Annotated in this window: 18 protein-coding genes; 6 read left to right on the top strand and 12 right to left on the bottom strand. The window is 45.6% G+C overall.

From position 1 onward, the window contains the following. Positions 1-5: 5 nt before the first annotated feature. The 7 genes from NWE73_RS17385 to NWE73_RS17355 form a co-directional block, all read right to left on the bottom strand. Positions 6-815, bottom strand: a complete 810-nt coding sequence (locus tag NWE73_RS17385) for a c-type cytochrome (protein ID WP_407652971.1) — start codon at positions 813-815, stop codon at positions 6-8. Between the two features lie 50 nt (positions 816-865). Next, positions 866-1,510, bottom strand: coding sequence for a c-type cytochrome (locus NWE73_RS17380; protein WP_277579635.1), 645 nt, complete (start codon positions 1,508-1,510; stop codon positions 866-868). Positions 1,511-1,658: 148 nt separating this feature from the next. Beyond that, a complete protein-coding gene (locus NWE73_RS17375; protein WP_277579634.1) occupies positions 1,659-3,443 on the bottom strand; it encodes a methyl-accepting chemotaxis protein in 1,785 nt (594 codons plus the stop codon). A gap of 30 nt (positions 3,444-3,473) precedes the next feature. Beyond that, the gene (locus tag NWE73_RS17370; RefSeq protein WP_277579633.1) at positions 3,474-4,940 is read right to left on the bottom strand and encodes a methyl-accepting chemotaxis protein; all 1,467 of its coding nucleotides are present in this window, start codon (positions 4,938-4,940) and stop codon (positions 3,474-3,476) included. Positions 4,941-4,986: 46 nt separating this feature from the next. Next, positions 4,987-5,916: a MerR family transcriptional regulator gene (locus NWE73_RS17365; RefSeq protein WP_277579632.1), complete on the bottom strand. Its 930-nt coding sequence runs from the start codon at positions 5,914-5,916 to the stop codon at positions 4,987-4,989. Positions 5,917-6,157: 241 nt separating this feature from the next. Beyond that, positions 6,158-6,577, bottom strand: coding sequence for a bacteriohemerythrin (locus tag NWE73_RS17360; protein ID WP_277579631.1), 420 nt, complete (start codon positions 6,575-6,577; stop codon positions 6,158-6,160). A 24-nt stretch (positions 6,578-6,601) separates the two neighbouring features. Then, complete coding sequence (locus NWE73_RS17355) at positions 6,602-6,949, bottom strand: hypothetical protein (protein WP_277579630.1); 348 nt, start codon at positions 6,947-6,949, stop codon at positions 6,602-6,604. A 46-nt stretch (positions 6,950-6,995) separates the two neighbouring features. Between NWE73_RS17355 and NWE73_RS17350 the strand changes: the two genes are divergently transcribed. Further along, positions 6,996-7,148, top strand: coding sequence for a hypothetical protein (locus NWE73_RS17350; RefSeq protein ID WP_277579629.1), 153 nt, complete (start codon positions 6,996-6,998; stop codon positions 7,146-7,148). On the opposite strand, the gene NWE73_RS17345 is transcribed toward NWE73_RS17350, so the two are convergent. Then, positions 7,145-7,603 carry an Hsp20/alpha crystallin family protein gene (locus NWE73_RS17345; RefSeq protein ID WP_277579628.1) on the bottom strand — a complete coding sequence of 153 codons (459 nt, stop codon included), beginning with the start codon at positions 7,601-7,603 and terminating at the stop codon, positions 7,145-7,147. The genes NWE73_RS17350 and NWE73_RS17345 overlap by 4 nt on opposite strands. 185 nt (positions 7,604-7,788) lie before the next feature. On the opposite strand from NWE73_RS17345, the gene NWE73_RS17340 reads away from it, so the two are divergent. Continuing rightward, positions 7,789-8,724 (top strand): universal stress protein, encoded by a 936-nt coding sequence (locus tag NWE73_RS17340; RefSeq protein ID WP_277579627.1) that lies wholly within the window; start codon positions 7,789-7,791, stop codon positions 8,722-8,724. Here NWE73_RS17340 and NWE73_RS17335 read toward each other — a convergent pair. Then, complete coding sequence (locus tag NWE73_RS17335) at positions 8,713-9,999, bottom strand: MgtC/SapB family protein (RefSeq protein ID WP_277579626.1); 1,287 nt, start codon at positions 9,997-9,999, stop codon at positions 8,713-8,715. The two genes, NWE73_RS17340 and NWE73_RS17335, sit on opposite strands and share 12 nt — an antisense overlap. Before the next feature lie 239 nt (positions 10,000-10,238). On the opposite strand from NWE73_RS17335, the gene NWE73_RS17330 reads away from it, so the two are divergent. Continuing rightward, the gene (locus NWE73_RS17330) at positions 10,239-10,991 is read left to right on the top strand and encodes a TIGR02147 family protein (protein WP_277579625.1); all 753 of its coding nucleotides are present in this window, start codon (positions 10,239-10,241) and stop codon (positions 10,989-10,991) included. Further along, entirely contained in the window at positions 10,988-12,235 is a 1,248-nt protein-coding gene (locus tag NWE73_RS17325) for a hypothetical protein (RefSeq protein ID WP_277579624.1), read from the top strand. The genes NWE73_RS17330 and NWE73_RS17325 overlap by 4 nt, the downstream gene beginning before the upstream one ends. On the opposite strand, the gene NWE73_RS17320 is transcribed toward NWE73_RS17325, so the two are convergent. Continuing rightward, complete coding sequence (locus tag NWE73_RS17320; RefSeq protein ID WP_277579623.1) at positions 12,232-13,431, bottom strand: MFS transporter; 1,200 nt, start codon at positions 13,429-13,431, stop codon at positions 12,232-12,234. The two genes, NWE73_RS17325 and NWE73_RS17320, sit on opposite strands and share 4 nt — an antisense overlap. Before the next feature lie 149 nt (positions 13,432-13,580). Between NWE73_RS17320 and NWE73_RS17315 the strand changes: the two genes are divergently transcribed. Next, positions 13,581-16,055 (top strand): sialidase family protein, encoded by a 2,475-nt coding sequence (locus NWE73_RS17315; RefSeq protein ID WP_277579622.1) that lies wholly within the window; start codon positions 13,581-13,583, stop codon positions 16,053-16,055. 87 nt (positions 16,056-16,142) lie between these two features. Then, positions 16,143-16,844 carry a VIT1/CCC1 transporter family protein gene (locus NWE73_RS17310; protein ID WP_277579621.1) on the top strand — a complete coding sequence of 234 codons (702 nt, stop codon included), beginning with the start codon at positions 16,143-16,145 and terminating at the stop codon, positions 16,842-16,844. Here NWE73_RS17310 and NWE73_RS17305 read toward each other — a convergent pair. Further along, positions 16,841-17,353, bottom strand: a complete 513-nt coding sequence (locus tag NWE73_RS17305; RefSeq protein ID WP_277579620.1) for a helix-turn-helix transcriptional regulator — start codon at positions 17,351-17,353, stop codon at positions 16,841-16,843. The two genes, NWE73_RS17310 and NWE73_RS17305, sit on opposite strands and share 4 nt — an antisense overlap. Beyond that, positions 17,346-17,846 carry a hypothetical protein gene (locus NWE73_RS17300; protein ID WP_277579619.1) on the bottom strand — a complete coding sequence of 167 codons (501 nt, stop codon included), beginning with the start codon at positions 17,844-17,846 and terminating at the stop codon, positions 17,346-17,348. The genes NWE73_RS17305 and NWE73_RS17300 overlap by 8 nt, the downstream gene beginning before the upstream one ends. Positions 17,847-17,870 lie beyond the last annotated feature (24 nt).

The raw sequence follows: 17,870 nt of genomic DNA, 5'->3' as shown, positions 1-17,870 counted from the left end.
AGAAGTCAATCGCCCTGCCCGAGTTTATGTCCGCCCACTTCATTTCCATAAGAACAATTTTCTGCGTGAAAGTTCTTTTTGGCATCATCGATGCTGGTGGTTTGCCGAGGGTCTTTCGGACGTTCATGGGAATTCATAAAGTAGGCAACATCCCAAGCTTGTTGTTCCGTCAGCATTCCCCCACGACCTAGCGGCATATTTGCTTTAATGAATCCTGCAGCGGTGTTTATCCGATGCATACCGGCGCCCCAGTTGAAGGATTTACTTCCCCACAAAGGAGGAAAGACAGTTTTACCTTCAGCGAACTGCCCTTCGCCATTGGCGCCATGACAGAGAGCACAGTTTTGTTCGTAAACTTTTTGACCAGCCTCCCATGACGGAACACGCGGTGGTGCTTTGAGTTCCAAATATCCCTGACCTGGCAATACAGTTCCCGTCGGGGCTCCTTTTGCAAGCCAGTACATATAAGTCACAAGGCCTGTGATTTCAGCGCTGTCTGCAGCAGGAGCTTTGCCATTCATGCTATACATAAAGCAACCTTGAATGCGACTTGCAAGGGTATCGACTTTATTCGTCTTCTTGCGATAGGCAGGATAAAGAACATAAGCTCCCCATAAGGGTGCGGAGTTCACAAGACGTCCCGCATTCAAATGGCAGTTCACACAATTAAGCGCATTGCCAATATAGGGTTTTGCATTTTTTTGTGTGTCTATAAAAACATCTCGTCCAAAGCGAACCACCCGGCCGAATTCATTGTCAGGCAAATCTTTTTCAGCAGGAGGTTGAAAAGGTGCTGGTGCCTTGGCGAAGCTCATACCGTGGAAGGAAAACAAAATGATTGAAGTCAGAATCAATTTTAGAGGTCTCATTTTTTAACCTCCATCGTTACTTGTCCCAAAAAATTAGCTACGGCGTTGATTTCTTTATCCGTCAACTTCATGGCAACTGTTTTCATCAATTGGTTCGGATCATTCTTTCTGGTTCCTTTTTTCCAAGCTTGAAATTGCTGAATCAAGTAGGTCTTTCCTTGAGAAACGATCGGAGGAAAATTGTCTCCGACCCCGCGCCCCTCAGGCCCATGACAGGCAAAACAGGCAGGTACTCCCTTTTCCCACAGTCCCTTTTCTGCAATCAAACGCCCTTCCTCGACCAACTGAGGAGCCGTGCTTTTTTCAGTATTGGCGACAGGAGCTAAGGCCGAGAAATAGGCGGCCAGACTTTTAATCTCGCTCTCATTAAGGCCTTTCGCGATCGGTTGCATGACCGGATTTATGCGTAACATGTTTTTGAAATCATATATCTGCTTGGAAAAATAAGCAGAACTTAATCCCGCGAGCTGGGGAAATCCGGCACTGGGAATTCCGGCACCATTTTCCTGGTGACAGGCGATACAAGCCAGAGCTCCCGTTTTATTTCCTTTAAGAATAATTTCTTTGGCGAGATTCAAATCCGGCGATTCGGCCCGGGCCACCGACACAAAAAACAGGCTTAAAATGATTTTTCCAACCATGAGTTCCTCTTCTGGAAATCAACTCCACTGGAACTCATTTTAATTGGATTATCTGCCAAGGTTCAATTCTCAAAAAATTGAATCCTTTTTGAGCTGCACCTTGGCATTCATAACTTTAAAAAAATGACAGAACTCATAACCTCAGAAGCTACGCGGCTCCCTTAATCAAAACCTTCAGCTCTGTTACAATTCCCGTGAGTTCAGCCGCATTGCTTGATAAATCCTGAGAAGCATGTGCCGCCTCTTCAGCCGCAGAAGCATTGTTTTGAGTGGTCTGATCAAACTGACTCATCGCTATGCTGATTTGCTTAAGACCAATACTTTGCTCCTCACTCGCAGTCGCAATCTCACCTACGATGAGCTTTAGTTTTCTAATGGTCTCGGTAATCTCACGGAAGGACTTCGCGTTACTATCAGCAACTTTATTTCCCTCGGTGATCTTTTCAACAGACTCACTGATGATTTTTGAAATATCCCGAGCGGACTCAGCACTCTTCTGCGCGAGGTTGCGAACAGCATCCGCAACAACCGCAAAGCCTTTACCATGCTCCCCTGCACGAGCGGCCTCCACTGAAGCGTTCAGCGATAACAGATTTGTTTGAAAGGCAATATCGTCAATGACAGTGATAATTTCAGACATTTTTTTGGAGGACTGCTGAATTTCCAGCATCGCAGCCATCAAACCTTTAATCTGTTCTGATCCTTTTGCGGTCAATTGATCCGCAGCCCCCGTCAACGAATTGGCACTGTGTGCACTTTGAGCATTTCTGCTTACCATGCTGACCAACTCTTCAAGGGACGCGACAGATTCTTCAATGGAGGCGGCCGCTTGAACAGCTCCATCCGACAGTTGCTTTCCAGTCGAAGTCATTTGCCCGGCCGTTGTGGCAACCGTCCCCCCAACATTTTCCGCTTCGGCAGCAACTCGGCTGAGTGTGCGTTCCAATTTTCTGGCGAACAAAACTGAAAACCCCAAAAGAGCGACAATCACAATCGCCAAGAATCCTGTGGAACTGACCGTGCTCGAGATGACTTTGGCCACGACGTCGGGCTGATAGGTCGCTGAAACCAGAATATGGCCATCCGCCTCGATCGACTTCACATAATCCCAACTGCCCAAAGAGAACTCGAGGCTATTTTTGTCTTCAAGCCATTTCAGATAGTTTTCTTGCTTAAGATTTTCATCCACCTTGGCGGACATCATGCGAATGGTTCCCTCTTCGGCTTTATATAAGGCAAAGAAACCCGTCTTTAAAATTTGCGCTTTGTCTACGAAGTCGAGTGTGGAGATCAAAGAGTTCAATTTGTAGCCAGAATACCAGGCTCCAATGACCTCCTTGTTTTCTGAGAATATCGGGATGTATCCGGTAAAATACGGCTTATTAAGAATCTGCGTCTGTCCAAAATACGACTCCCCTTTTACCAACGCTTTATAGGCCGGACCCTGCGCCGCCAATTTGGTTCCAACTGCACGCTGACCATTCTCCTGGACTACGTTGGTGGAAATTCTGACAAAGTCAGATCCACTTTTCACAAAGATAGTCGCAGTACTTCCAAACTCCTCTTTAATTTTATCTGTAGCTGTAAAGTTGTTACTTAGCCCAACATCACCGGCTTCAAGACTCGGAAGTTTTTCACCCTTTACGATTTCAACCATCTTCGCAGTATTGAGTCTTACGGCCCCTTTGCTGGTAACGAGATTTCGCAACTGATTCAGCGCGCCCTGCACTACCGCTTCATAAACCGGTGCCGAGTCATGCATCTGCGCAAGTTGCCCGCGCACCCCTTGAGAAATCAGCTCGCGCTGGTAGCCCAGTTCGTCGCGAACCGATTTATTGATGGAGTAGGCAGTATAGCCAAGTGAAATCCCGACAATAAATGTCATCACTAAGGAGCCCGCTAAAATTTTTTTATTCAATGACCACTTGCTCATATTAATTCTCCAATATTACCTGAGATGATTCTATGCTGTTCGTACTGATGATTCTTTTCCAGACACTACTTTATTTAAGGTCAGAACATTTCCCATCAAAGATTCCGATTGTGTCGAAAGCTGATCGGCTGAAGCCGCGGCCTCTTCGGATGCTGAGGCATTCTGCTGCGTAATTTGGTCTAACTGATTCATGGCTTTACCGATTTGAGCGATCCCATTGGCTTGTTCTTCGCTTGCTGTGGAAATCTCACCATTCAGGTCAGCCATTTTTTTGACAGCATTTACAATCTCTGCCAGAACTTCGCCCCCTTGGTTTGCCTGTTTGCTGCCCGCTTCGATCTTTTCAACACTGCCACCAATCAAAGAGGCGATATTTTTTGCGGATTCTGCACTTCTTTGTGCCAAATTCCGAACGGCCTCGGCTACAACCGCAAATCCTTTGCCTTGTTCGCCGGCCCGAGCCGCCTCAACCGCCGCATTCAATGCCAACAAATTCGTTTGAAAAGCAATGTCGTCAATGACTGAGGTGATTTCGGCGATCTTTTTAGAATCTGCCGAGATACTTTGAATTGATCCAATCAAAGTCATAATCTCTTTTTCACCTTTGACCGCGATCTCTCTGGTTGAAGTGGCCAAATTAGCCGCCTGCTTCGCATTTTCGGAATTAACACGCACCATTGATGTGAGTTCTTCCATTGTAGAGACTGTTTCATTCAGTGAAGAGGCTTGTTGTAAAGCAGCTGCTGACAATGCCTGTGAAGATTGCGAGATTTGCTCTGCCACTTGGGTGACATGGTTGGCACCGGTCGCTAAATCGGAAGAAACGACTGAAATAGACTTCGCCAGTGATATTGCAAAAACGACACTTGTCGAAAGACCCACCACAACCCCTATACCAACGATCATCAACATCGCGCCATCAATACTGGTAGTCTTCGCCTGAGCATCTTTAACATATTGAACGCCACTGCTTCTTTGAAAACCCACCAGATTAGTCATGGCCTCATCGTAGACTTTGGCCGTCTCAGGACAGTCATGAAAAAAGATATCCAACATTTTTGCCTGATCTTCCGCTTTTCCAGAACGATGGTATTGAATCACCTGGCCGCCGATCGCTTTAAAAGAGGTCCACGCTCTGTCCACTTTATCGTAAAGCTCTTTTTCACCGGGCTTCATATTACCGCTCAAGTATTCCTTATTGTGCTTCTCGTATTCGGCAATATTTGATTCGACATCTTTAATGAAATTTTCTGCCTGCTCTTTCGTTACACCAGGTAGAGCCAGACTGCGCAGACTGATTCGAACACCACGAAAGTTCAAGTACATCTGGTCAGCCGCTTCGATATTAGGTAGAACACCCTCTGTCACTTTTTCATAACTGTCTGTCACTTTGCCTAACCCAAAAAAGGTAAAGGCTCCGACAGCAACTGGAATTAGTGACATAAAGCCACCAAGAAGCAGCAGCTTCCCTTTTAAACTAATATTTGATGCCAACATGCGACGCTCCTGTTTCTCTATAAAAAATACGCTTCTGAGGAATGAATTAAACAACTAATTTCAATTTTTGCGGTGCTGAATGCAGTACCAGCTCCATCTGCGCTACCGACGATGAAAGATCTCCTCCGATCAAAGAAACTCTTGAGGTCACCGGAAGCTCTTCAAGGTTCAATTGATGAAGACAAGCTCCCCCTATAGCCACTGGCATCTCAAGGTCTTCGATTCCAACCCAGTTTTTCTTAACATTCTCGGCGCATATAGAAGACAAGCACACAATATCAGGTTGAATCGCCATGCAAGAATGCTTGAGATCATGCATCGGCAGGTTCACGCCGAGATAGTAAATATCCCAGCCTCTGAGCATCAGATATGCCGCGAGAATTAGTAACCCGCCTTCATGAAGTTCTCCTGAGGGAGTTGCCAACAAAGCCTTCGGTTGTTGCATATCACTTCGTACCATTTTAAAAAAATTCAACAGGCGTGTCCTTAAGAAGCTCCAGCTGAAATGCTCTTGCGCGACGTTAATGTGCCCGCGCTCCCAATCATGTCCAACCTGCATTAGAAGATTCGGATAGACCATCTCCAACAGATCGGTTTCACTCAATCGCAATCCCAATCTAGATAGATGCATTTCTGCGGTTGACACATCATATTTATACAGGGCCTCCAAAATTTGTGTGAGGCACGCACTTAAGGTTTGTTGTGAATTTTTCTGGAAGCCCGATGCCACTTCAACTTCTGCAACACCTTTAATGACCTGACCAATAGCTTCACGAACCTTCATTCCACCTTTGTGCAACTTCACGACTTCGCGCAATTTGTGAATGTCAGCGACCTCGAAAAGACGATGTCCACCTTGAGATCGTTGAGGACTGGGAAAACCATAACGTTTCTCCCAGTTACGAAGAGTCGCGTGGGAAAGACCCGTCAGTTGGTTAACTTGATCAATATCTAAAAGTGCCTCAGTGATCTTCATAGTTATTTAACTTATCGGATGAGCTGATGAGATAATGATGGCTCTGATGAATTTATTTTTAATCGAAGACGTGAATAATTCGCGTCTTCGACTTTTGTTATTCTGAATTTTGATCGTCGGCTACTACAATGACTTTGAGTTCACTCTAAAGAAAAAAGAAAAACAAAATTCAACTCAAAAGAAATTCTCGAGTACACACGCCCGAGAATTTCTCATCCCTAAGTTTGCCATTCAACAAAGATTACTTAGCAAGACAAAGGACTCTTACTGCAATCTCACCATATTTCGAATCAATACCCATGATATGAGCGGTAAGCCAAGTCTTGAGAAACTGAAAGAACATGGGATCCAAAGCTCCAGTCTTTTCGAAGTTATCGTGATACTGCTTCAATCGATCAAGGAGATCACGATGAACTTTCTTATGAGCATCCGCTTGTAAGTATGGCAGCGTTGCAAAGTAGCTTTCTTCGTGTTCACAGTGAATCCCCGTCCACAACACAAGCTCTTTAACAATCAATAAGAGTTCTTCATTCGAGGCCTCAGCCTGATGGCGCTCATACAACTGATTCATTATATTGATGAGTATCATGTGCTCATCATCCATCGCTTCCACTTGGGTTGATAACTTTGCAGCATCCCACTTAAAGTAAACGTCTGACATTTTAGTTTTGTCTTTCTATTGAAATTAAATGAGATATTTACGCAATTTCAACATTGCCTCAGAAGTCGAGCTGGCAATCAGCACGAACATTTCACTTTGCGCGAGTTCTTGGGCCTTCTTAAAATTTCCGTGCTCAACACAAATCAACATGTCTGCAACACAGAGATGAAAGGCCTCATAGTCCCGTTTAAAATCCTGAAAGTCTTTGAGATGCCCTAGATAGGCTTCCTTGTGTTGAAGCCACTGACCCAAGGGCCAAAACTCCTGTCGAAGAAGATTTTCGCTGGCGATAGTCGGCACACCTTTTTGAATTGCGGATCGAAGCTGAATTTTCCATTTTGCATGTTCGATGATAGCGTCATTAAAAGTCATGTCCACTCCCTTACCGCACTTCTCGGAAGGAGGTTGTTTTGACAATATGACGTGCATCATGTCTTGGAAAAAAATCGCAGCAAGAAATGCGATTGCTTTAATATATTCTAAAACAGAAGACTTGCATTTTTTAGATGTGATCAAGATGGCAGTACGAAAGCGCGGAAATCATATTCCGCGCTTCCGAGAAATATTCTAATGAATGGAAATCTGTCTTGCTTTGCTGGCCTCAGTTTTAGGAACCGTCACCAACAAGACTCCGTCTTCGAACTTCGCGTCGACTTTCTTTTCATCAATTGGTTGAGGCAAAGTAAAGCTTCGCACATATTCGCCGTACGAAATTTCAGACAGATGTTTCTTTTTTGTCTTTTCTTCCTTTTCTTCCTTACGTTCTGCACGGATCGTCAGTTGACTGCCGTCTACTTCAACTTTAACTTGCTCCTTCTTAACACCAGGAAGATCGAACTTCATTTGATAGCTATTTTCCTGTTCACTCACTTCACAAGTTGGTGAAAAGCTGAATTGGGATAAGCTCTTCTCGCTCGTACCAACTAGCTCATTCATGATGCGATCCATATCCTGCTGCATCCGTGCAATTTCACGAAATGGGCTGGCGAAGCGATTTGATCTAAATAGATCTGGTATATTGGCCATTAACGTCCTCCTTGGGTGGTTTGGTTTAACTTGGTAGATTCTAGGAAAGTGGACTGGATGTTTGGAGTTACTATTTTCAAATCTGCAACCTGGCACAAAACGGTCCTGACAAAATGCAAAGATTCATTTTCCCACTCAAATGGTAGCCTACACTCACTGCGATGTCTGACTAAAGAGAGGACGCTATGGCGAATAAAGAAACAATACTTCTTGCCGATGATATTTCTGATCGTTCCGCCAAAGGCCGGCTTCGCTCCCGTTTAATTCGCGACAATGCGACGGAATTTGCCAAGAAGTTGGATTGTAGCATCGAGCTTTTTTACGTCAGAAACCTCAATTCATCCTTTTTTAAGAAAAAGGATACCCGCGCCTTCTTAGACTCTTTTGAATCCATTCGAGAATCGATTCTTAAAGAGTTTTCTAAAATGAATGTTCCTGCCAAGGTCAAAATTCAAGTTGGTCAACCAAGAGAGGAAATTCTTAAAGAGATAGACTTCCTTGAAGATCCCCAAATGTTGATCTTAGGCACTCATGGGCATAAAGGCGTTAGAAAAATACTTTTGGGAAGCGTCGCTGAAGAGGTCATTCGCAGCTCGCGAATTCCGGTCTTTGTCCTGGGACCGGTGGCGCAGGAAAAAAAGGCTGTTCTAAAAATCTCTCCAGATATGCAGATACTCTTTCTTACAGACTTCAGTGATTCGAGTCTTGCTGCGGAAGAATTCGTCAAAACTCTCTGCAAGAAGCTGGGCTGCTCCGTTCTTTTTCTGCATAACATTGGCCAGCAGATCATGAATATACGCCAAAATCTTTATGGCTCTGGATACATTCCATTCAATATGGAAAAGATGTTCAGTCAGATGACCGAAGACGCTCAGAGGGAATTGGATCGTAAAACCAAAGCCTGGGCCAAACAAGGATTCAGAGCCACTTCAATTCTAGTGGAAAAAGAAGAGACCCTGGATAAACACTTTAAGAAACAAATTCGCGCCCAAACAGGATTGATCGTCATGGGAACGCACGGGCGAAATAAAGTTGTCACCTCATTCCTGGGCAGCACGGCCAGAAGTATTCTGCTGGAATCCCCGCTGCCGGTGATAGTCGTGCGAGCCTCACACAAATAGCAGGGCCAACAAACTAAGAACGCCCAATACTATAAGGACCACGGCCCCTTGCTGCCTGACGCCCCGACTCCCGAACAGGGCTGCATAGATTCCCTTCATCAAGTTATTGCTGGCCGCTGCGAGGACAATGCCTTTCGCTGCCGTCAATTCACTCAAAACAGTTCCAGCACTTTGGGACAAACTCATCAGGAAAGGATCAATATCCGTTAATCCTGTTAAAAGCGACAACACGTAAACACCGCTCGTACCAAAATTTTGCAAAGCAAATACCGTCAAAACGCTAACCACTGAAAATAGCAGGGCGAAAATCAAAGCTGCGCGTAACTCCAAGGGATTGCGTTGGCTGATATCCAGGTTCTGCCCAAGGCTTTCCTTATCTTTCCACAAATACACCCAAAGCCCCCCAGAAAGAGCGAAAACTGCACCCAAAACTAAGAAAGGCCCCAACAGCCTCTGTCCCAAACCCAAATTAAAGACCAACAAAAGCACAACAAGTCTGAAGTACATAAATCCGGATGCGATCACCATCGCTCCTGAAAACACATGGTGTGCTTTTTCCTCTTTAGACCGTTTTGCCAACACGACAGTCGTAGATGTCGACGAATAGATTCCACCCAAGATGGCCGTCAACACGATTCCCCGTCGAGTCCCTAGCATGTAATCAGCCACATAGGCCAAATAAGAAAGTCCACTGATAGCCACCACGATCAGCCAAATATAGTAAGGATTTAGCTGCAGATCTGTGAAACTTCGATTCGGTACTATTGGCAGGATGACTGCAGAAATCAGAAGAAATCGTGTGAAAGTATAGATTTCGGAAGCTGGAATTTTGCGTGCCAGATTCTCCAAGGCAACCTTAAGCTCCAACAAAAGAAGCACGATGACAGACAAGGTCGTTGCCTCCCAAAGCTGACCTTGGAATATTAAAGCACCCATCAGAAAAGTAAATAAGCCTGAAAGCTCTGTCGTCATTCCTGCCGTGGACGACAACTCGATCTTCTTTCGGTAAGACAACCACAACAAAGCGCCGAGAACCAGCACACCGCCCACCAGAAGATGGGGTTGCCCTTCTGTCAGTTGCGCCATTAAGTAGCCGCATAAACCTATTATTGGAAATGTTCGAACTCCTCCAAAGTAATATTTCCCAGCAGCGTGCTCTTCCCTTTCAAGCCCAATTAAAAATGACAATGCCAACGTGACAAAGATGGTGATTAACGAATCTGGAACAAGATTCTTGAGTTCGGAAAAATGGAATGCCTTAAGGGATTCTTCCATCAAACAAAGACCTTTGCTAGCTGTATGGTACCATCGATTTCATTTCACTTCATTGTCTCACCATTATGAGAAAATACGGAATGACGTCATCGCAATCAGGGGCAAGACCAAAGGACTCCACAGCGGAGCGTTTCATAGTTAACTAGGGAACGCTATTTTCCAAGGCGATGCGTCTTTTAAAAACTTGCACAATCAAAAAGATTCCGCCTATGATTTTGTAATCAAACAAAGGCTCTGGAATGAAAATGGAATTGGCCGATTTCTTAAAAAGTCAACTGACAGCTCTTCAGCGCAAAAACTCCCGCATTTCTCTCAGATCCTTTTCTAGAAAGATCGGTATATCACCGGGACGCGTGAGTGAAATGTTAGCGGGCAAAAGAGGACTGAGCGAGTACTACGCAGAGAAAATCGCCCATGGCCTCAATCTCAATGAGGCTGATCAGAGGAAACTTTTCTCTATGATCTCAATCAAAGCGAGAAAAAATCTATTACATCAAGAGCTGTTGGAAAAAGAAATTGCAATGCTGTCTTCTTGGGAACACTTCGCAATCTTGAACATCATGGCTTTGGATGATTTTCAATCCAATGAGAGCTGGATCGCCATGCGCCTCGGATTGAAACCTGAACAAGTCCGTGCCAGTCTTCAAATTCTTTCCGACCTTTCTTTGATATCCAATAAAGACGGACAATTCAAAAGAACTCCAAACAGAATCACGACTTCGGAGGACGTCCCAAGTACCGCGTTACGCAAAGCGCTTCGGGCCGACATCGAAAAATCTCTGGAAGTCCTGGAGGCAGTTCCACCTTCGATCAGGGATTTTAGCTCAATGACCATGACCATCGATCCAAAAAAAATAAAACGCGCGAAGAGGTTGATTACCAACTTCCGGGACAAAATGTCCATGCTCTTAGAAAAAGGTCCTAAGTCTGAAGTTTACAATTTGAATATTCAATTCTATCCCATGACAATCCCTCAAGAGGACATGAAATGAAAAAACACTTTGCCCTGCTTGTTCTCTTTCTTTTTGCTACAAAAGTTTGTCTTGCCGGAGATGTCAAACGCAATGGTGGCGACGTTCTGCTTTGTGATGGCACTTATTCAAGCTTTGATCTTTACGAAGGTGAAGTCAGTTACGGTTATAAAATCGATCTTCCCAGTGACGGCACCTATCAGCAGATTGCACAGAAGATCATTTCAAGAATTGGCAAAAACAACCCCCTTCGTCAAAACATGTACCTTCAACAGCTTCAGGATTTTACTTCGGAGTCGCGTTTCGTCCCATCCGCAAACTTCACAGCAATTCCCGACATTGGCGACGGAGTTCCTGTTCCCAAGAACTGCAATATGGTCCAAGTGGTGGCTCAGTTCCGACAAAGTGATCCACAAGGAAAAAGATATCTCATCAATCAAGACGTGTGGTCAGCCCTCCGCGAGCAAGACAAAGCTGTCTTGGTTTTGCACGAAATCATCTACCGAGAAGCCTTCCTGGACAATCCCAGAATTCAAAGCTCTGTGGGTGTACGCCACTTTGCGGCCTATCTTTCCTCAACGATGATGGAGCAAGGAACCTACAGAGACTACATTAAGGCGCTTAGTTTTTCTGGTCTGCAGAAGGCTGAGTACAAGAGCCTAACGTTCTTGTTGAATTCGGGCCTTTTGGAGAACAATCAAATAACTCAGTTCCCTGTTGAATTCTCAGAATCCGGCAATCTTCTTAAGGCGACCTTGGGAACCAGTGTATCCCTTCCCTATCTTGATGAAATTGTATCTTGTACCGCCGGCAACTCCGCTGATGCCATTAAAATGATCCTTAAAGGAGACAAGATCGCCATTATTTCAACGTGCCCCATGCTTGTCACTATGCAGAGTGGAGCGATCATAGGTTCTGCGACATCGCATATGATTGTATTAAGAGAATCAGACAGCCGCCCTTTTTTCTTTGTCTTTGGAAACGGCCCCGACTTTGAACCCTATCGATTTCATCTTTCCAGCGAATCTTTCTTTATAGATGCCAACCCGCGAAGCTATGGCGCTGTTTATTGGGATGAAACAGGACGCATCAGCAATCTCGATATCATTTTCGAGGGATTTTCCAAGGATGGTTTGAGCGACAACGTTCTTACTGTTGATGGTCATCAAGTGCCGCTGAAAACAAAAAATGGATCTTCACTGGGACAGAGATATTCATTCACTTTCGACACCAACGAAAGGATCCATTGGAAACTTCATCACTAAAGCAAGGTTTTTCTAGGGACCTTCAAAAATATAAGAGTCATCACCGTTAAGACTGCACCGACCGCTCCGTAAGCAAACGTAGCAGCCGAGCCATAATGATCCCACAGAAGACCTGCGACAGAACTCGCAATTAAGGTGGAAATTCCTGTGACAGTACCGAGATAGCCGACCGCGGTGGCCTTCATGTCTTTATTGAGAAGATCAATTGCAAAGGCCTTCCCGACTCCATCGGTCGCCGCCATATAGAGCCCATAAACGCCAAACAAAACCCAAAACTGAGATTCATGCGTTGCAAATGCGAAGCCGGTGTATACCAATGCAAAAATCACCAAACCAAAAAGCAAAACTCTTTTTCTACCAACCCTATCTGACAAGCCTCCCAGATAGGGACTGGCCAAGGCATACACAAGATTATAGAAACAATAGAGCAAAATGGTTTCAGTTAAAGGAATTCCCGCCTGCTGCATTCTTAAAAGAAGAAAGGCATCACTGGAGTTCGCCAAAGAAAAAACAGTCCAACTAAAAAGATAATGCTTAAACTCTTTTGGCAGAGAAAAAAATGAGGCCCAAGTCTGATGATAAGAAGGCGCCACTTGCTCTCGGCGTTCCTCCTTGAGCCGAAGAGCAGCGATCACGGCAAGAAGACCTGGAATGAGCGCTAGGAAATAAATAAAGCGCAGATTGCTGGAGTATTTTAAATACACTATCGCGAGCAATGGGCCGATGGCTGCCCCCAGTGTGTCCATCATGCGGTGCCATCCGAAGGCGGCTCCCCGTAAGTGAGGCGGCACGGACTCTGCCAACAGTGCATCCCTCGGCGCTGTTCGCAATCCTTTACCGGTGCGATCCAGGCCTCTGGCAAAAAGAACCTGCCCCCACACCTGAGACACCCCAATCAGAGGCTTGGCTACGGCTGCTAACAAATAGCCGCCCCAAATAAAAGGCTTACGGCGACGAATGCGATCAGACCAAAAGCCTGAATAGGTTTTTAAAAGACTCGCGATGGCTTCGGCAAAACCTTCAATCACCCCCACCGAGGCCACAGAAGCACCCAATACCGTCGTCAAAAAAATGGGGGTGATCGGATACAGCATTTCACTCGAGATATCCGCCAGAAAAGAAACCAATCCAAGACGTTTCACATTGGGAGTGAGTGCGCTCGACGAGTTTTCTGAAATTTCCTTTTTCTCTAACACTTTATCCTCTTCTACAATCACGTCTCAAAATGAGATGAAAACCCGAGAAGCCTTAAGAGTATCCGGAAAATCACCGATCAGTAAATGTGAAACAATTACGGAACGTATTCTTTTTATCATTAGTAGCGCCGCTTCTGGCCTGTTGCCAGATGGACGCAAAACTCATTGATATTAATTTTAGTTCCAAGATCGGCGCTGTCTCTCCAAACCTGACAATTTCAAAATCAGCTTTCTACTCAGGAGAATCAGCTCCTTTAAGTTCGTTGTTTAACGCCAGCACCACTGCAGGAATAGTATTCTCCAGCCCCGACGGCTACTACGATTCAAATACCGACTCTTTGATCTTTCCGAAAAATCTAAACAGCAAAACGGTCCAACTCATCGCAACTAATTCCGACGGTGGCACGCAACAGATTCCGATCAAGATTAATGGAGTTGATGAGTCTTTTGTCATTGAGACCCCACAGACTTATGGGGATCAAAATTATCCCACATCGGGTACAAAGTTAGCCGATGGAAAGATGTTTATTGGAACTATCGTCATCGACTCTGCGGGTGCTTGGGAGTGGTCTGTCATCAACTGCAGCACTGACAATGGGCTCAATTGGTCGGTTGTGGATAATTACCAGCCTTATAACCATGGCGAAGCGCATATCCTGGCCATGGCCAGCCAAGGCAGCAATGTCTACTACTGCGGCTATCAATGGGACTACGATAATGGTTCAGACAATCGCTGGTATATCCGAAGATCTGCAAATGCGGGTACGACTTGGCAAACTGCTGATTTGGATTCATCCGCCAGTACGGACAGCGCATGCCAATCCATCACGGTTTCACCGACAACTGGATATGTGTATGCGGCTGGCTCTGATCATTTCGGCGCCGGTGGCATCGCTCGTTGGGTTCTGAAAGAAAGCCAAGATCAGGGCCAAACCTGGTCGATAATCTATTCTCAAGATGTAAATAACTACAGCAGTAAAATCCTTCACATCAGGGTGGCGCCCGACAATTCAATCTGGTTGATCGGCGCCAATGCATCTAATAATGCCGTCCTTTATAAAGGCACTTACGCGGGATCTTGGATTTTCAATAGTATGGGTGTCAACTTCGGCACTGCAACCGCCAGCAACTATCAGACATTTGGTGAGCTGAGTATCGTCGATAGCAACACGGCCTTTCTGAATTCAAGATTTGGCGCTACCTGGAATATCAAAAGAACTACAGACGGTGGAGTCAGTTGGACTCAAGTTTACAACGCCGGAGCCAGCACTCAGGCCGGCGAATTTGAAGTCCTCAACAACGGCGACATGCTAGCGATGGGAACTTATATCCCAGCAGGCTTTGGACCTAGAGATGCTAAACTTGCCCGCAGCACCGATGGTGGCACCACTTGGTCTGCGACCACCCTCAAAACTGAAGAATATGCGAATGGTTGTCTTTTATTCCAAGATAATGCCAACGGTGTGCATGCAATTAATGCCGCTCAAAACTATGCAACTCATTTCTTCTCAAGCAACAGCGGCGCCTCTTGGACAGAAAAGGATTTCCTTGTCTACACCGAAAAATTCTACAATGAAATAAGCAAGCTTCTAATTCTGCCATCCGGAAACTTTCTCACCGTGGGTTATGCGGGCAACTACAGTCGTACCGTTCAAAAATCTCCGTGGTTTGCTGGCATCAGCTCAGATCAAGGACAGACTTGGACATATCCAGATCTCTATGTAGATCCGAGCAATAATTTAACCTCTTACGATGCCGCCTATGATCAGCTGGGAAATATCTATTCCTATGGTGTTGGATATACAGATCATTCGTCACGAGTACGCAAAAGTACCGACAACGGGCAAACTTGGTCTAACGTGGAAGTCTACATTCACCCTACCTACCCGAACGACCCCATCACATGGCAAAGCCAAGGTCGCTTCGTCGTGGATAAGAACAATGTTCCCTACTACGGAGCTTTCTATTACAACACCGGAGTCAGTAAGGGCTACGTTGAGATTCGCAAAGGCACTGTTGGTGGTGGCAGTTGGAGCACCGTCAAAACATTCCCGCTGAATGCGGCTTACAAGGCCTTTTATATGGTTGATCTCAAGGTCAGCAGTGACAACACGCTTTGGCTTTCCGGAAAAGAAACAAACGCCTCCAATCAAGCCGAGCGCGTGCTTTATAAATCCACTGATGGCGGTGTGAATTGGACAGAGGTTCGACGTGAATCCAATACGACTGATAATTCTTATGAACAAATTTCTTTTGATTCGAGTGGAGCTATTTATTTAAGACAAGTTACGCAAATTCAAAAAAGTATAGACGGTGGAACAACTTGGACCACAATCATGAATACGGGCACTCCAAAAGACATGCTGGTTACCAGCAACGACAAGATCTTTGTTCTTATGAACGACAATAAGCTTATGAAACTGCAGGCAGATTCAAGCTGGTTATTAATTAACGACCAGACAGAACAACCAAACCCTACGGGACGAAATTATATTTACCAAGACTATGTCGAATCTATCGGTTTGATTGAGCTCTCTCCGACCACCCTAGGCCTGCAGACGAGATTTACAGAGTCAAAAGTGGGAACTGTTGAGTTAATCAAAACCATTCCTATTTCCAACTGATCTTTGGCAGCATCCAAACTTCGCATTGACGTCTTATTGATATGCCCGATTGACGATCGGACAGAATCTTAATTAAGCTAAAGCCCTATGGCTAAAATCATTATTCCGCCGGAAATGCATCGCTCACAACATACAGGCTGGCTCAGAGCCGCTGTCTTGGGGGCCAATGATGGAATCGTATCAACGGCCAGCCTCATCGTGGGGGTCGCTGCCGCAAACTCATCCCATCAAAACATTCTCATCACGGGCATCGCGGGATTGGTCGCGGGAGCCATGTCGATGGCGGCGGGAGAATATGTTTCCGTAAGCTCTCAAGCCGACACTGAACAAGCCGATCTCTCTCGAGAGAAGGAGGAGCTTGCCAATAACGTTGAATTCGAACGTGACGAGCTTGCACAGATTTATGTGCAGCGAGGTGTAACTCCAGAACTTGCCAAACAAGTGGCCCTCCAGTTGATGGAACACGATGCACTGGCCACTCATGCACGCGAAGAGCTTGGGATCACTGAAGCTCTGACCGCACGTCCTATTCAAGCAGCATTGGCTTCTGCGGGAGCTTTTTCGGTTGGCGCAGCTCTTCCGTTGGTCATGGTGCTGATCGCCACTCCGTCGCACCTCATTATTTGGGTGTCTGCAGCCTCTTTGATTTTTTTGATTCTTTTAGGAATTTTAGCTGCGAAGGTTGGTGGCGCCAACATATGGAAAGGCGCACTTCGCGTCGGCTTCTGGGGAGCATTTGCGATGGCCTTGACTGCCGGAATAGGATCGATTTTCGGCACGTCGGTTTAAAATAAATCTTCCAGAAAGAATGCCGCCAATTCAGACTTGCCGGCCAATCCTGATTTTGAATAGATCGAAACAGATTGAGCACGAACTGTTTTTTCAGAAGTTTGACGTATCTCTGCAATTTCCTTAGAGCTCAAGCCTTTCAATATTAACAGCGCCACTTCTTTTTCAGAAGGCGTGAGCGACCAACGCACTAACTGTGCGTCAATAGAATCACTAAGACCTTGAATGTATTTCTGGGATTCAGCCTTCCACAACTCTGCTTCTTTTTCTTTCTGCAAAATACGCTCACCTGATTGCACCAGTTCATGAGATTTGCGGAAAGAGTCTTTCATCAAAAGAAAGAATCCAAAACCTGCAATCAAAGCCACTGTCAGTTCGGTCGATAAATGGGGCCAACTAACCCCCTGCTGCGAATCCGTGATAAGGTCGGCCCCAACAAATACGAAGATCAAAACCAATATCGCCGCCAAATAGCGGCGTTCATTTTTGGACAGAGACTCTTCAATCATTATCTTTATCTTCCTTTTTAATTTCCGACGGCCCGGATTCCACTTGGGCGCCACCGTCGGCTCGAAGTTCCGTGTGCCTGATCTTTCCGCCTAAGTTCGCTGTATAAGCTAAACTTATCACGGCCAAACCTGCAACTCCCAAAACCGCAAAGTTCATGGGCCGCCCTTTCTTGTCATCCTTCTGAAAGACCAGTGCGACTGCAGCAAGAGCGCCAGAGACTAAAGTCAAAACCAAGGACACCTTCGCAGCATCTTCATGGGACTCAATAAATGACTCCGCCACACCAGGCAAATGCTCGATGACTTCTTCTGCCGGTTCCCCAGTAAAGTAAACCGGCAAAACCATCGCTGCCAGACCAATCAAAACCAAGAGCGCGAAGCGGCGGGCTGATAGATTTCCGACAAAAATTCCGTAAGCCAAAAACACGAGGGCCACCGGAATTCCAACTACCGGAATGTGATTCATGATGAGATGGACATGGGCAAAGTTCATAAGATCTCCTTTTCATGCTCACAG

Origin of the sequence: Bdellovibrio svalbardensis, assembly GCF_029531655.1 — a bacterium.
Lineage (GTDB): Bacteria > Bdellovibrionota > Bdellovibrionia > Bdellovibrionales > Bdellovibrionaceae > Bdellovibrio > Bdellovibrio svalbardensis.
Note: the sequence above shows the minus strand (reverse complement) of the source record. Positions and strands in the feature narration are given on the sequence as shown.

Excerpts from the sequence above, each read along its gene's own strand:
- NWE73_RS17385 (WP_407652971.1), bottom strand. The coding sequence starts at position 815 with ATGAGCTTCGCCAAGGCACCAGCACCTTTTCAACCTCCTGCTGAAAAA.
- NWE73_RS17380 (WP_277579635.1), bottom strand. The coding sequence starts at position 1,510 with ATGGTTGGAAAAATCATTTTAAGCCTGTTTTTTGTGTCGGTGGCCCGG.
- NWE73_RS17375 (WP_277579634.1), bottom strand. The coding sequence starts at position 3,443 with ATGAGCAAGTGGTCATTGAATAAAAAAATTTTAGCGGGCTCCTTAGTG.
- NWE73_RS17370 (WP_277579633.1), bottom strand. The coding sequence starts at position 4,940 with ATGTTGGCATCAAATATTAGTTTAAAAGGGAAGCTGCTGCTTCTTGGT.
- NWE73_RS17365 (WP_277579632.1), bottom strand. The coding sequence starts at position 5,916 with ATGAAGATCACTGAGGCACTTTTAGATATTGATCAAGTTAACCAACTG.
- NWE73_RS17360 (WP_277579631.1), bottom strand. The coding sequence starts at position 6,577 with ATGTCAGACGTTTACTTTAAGTGGGATGCTGCAAAGTTATCAACCCAA.
- NWE73_RS17355 (WP_277579630.1), bottom strand. The coding sequence starts at position 6,949 with ATGACTTTTAATGACGCTATCATCGAACATGCAAAATGGAAAATTCAG.
- NWE73_RS17350 (WP_277579629.1), top strand. The coding sequence starts at position 6,996 with ATGACGTGCATCATGTCTTGGAAAAAAATCGCAGCAAGAAATGCGATT.
- NWE73_RS17345 (WP_277579628.1), bottom strand. The coding sequence starts at position 7,603 with ATGGCCAATATACCAGATCTATTTAGATCAAATCGCTTCGCCAGCCCA.
- NWE73_RS17340 (WP_277579627.1), top strand. The coding sequence starts at position 7,789 with ATGGCGAATAAAGAAACAATACTTCTTGCCGATGATATTTCTGATCGT.
- NWE73_RS17335 (WP_277579626.1), bottom strand. The coding sequence starts at position 9,999 with ATGGAAGAATCCCTTAAGGCATTCCATTTTTCCGAACTCAAGAATCTT.
- NWE73_RS17330 (WP_277579625.1), top strand. The coding sequence starts at position 10,239 with ATGAAAATGGAATTGGCCGATTTCTTAAAAAGTCAACTGACAGCTCTT.
- NWE73_RS17325 (WP_277579624.1), top strand. The coding sequence starts at position 10,988 with ATGAAAAAACACTTTGCCCTGCTTGTTCTCTTTCTTTTTGCTACAAAA.
- NWE73_RS17315 (WP_277579622.1), top strand. The coding sequence starts at position 13,581 with ATGGACGCAAAACTCATTGATATTAATTTTAGTTCCAAGATCGGCGCT.
- NWE73_RS17310 (WP_277579621.1), top strand. The coding sequence starts at position 16,143 with ATGGCTAAAATCATTATTCCGCCGGAAATGCATCGCTCACAACATACA.
- NWE73_RS17305 (WP_277579620.1), bottom strand. The coding sequence starts at position 17,353 with ATGATTGAAGAGTCTCTGTCCAAAAATGAACGCCGCTATTTGGCGGCG.
- NWE73_RS17300 (WP_277579619.1), bottom strand. The coding sequence starts at position 17,846 with ATGAACTTTGCCCATGTCCATCTCATCATGAATCACATTCCGGTAGTT.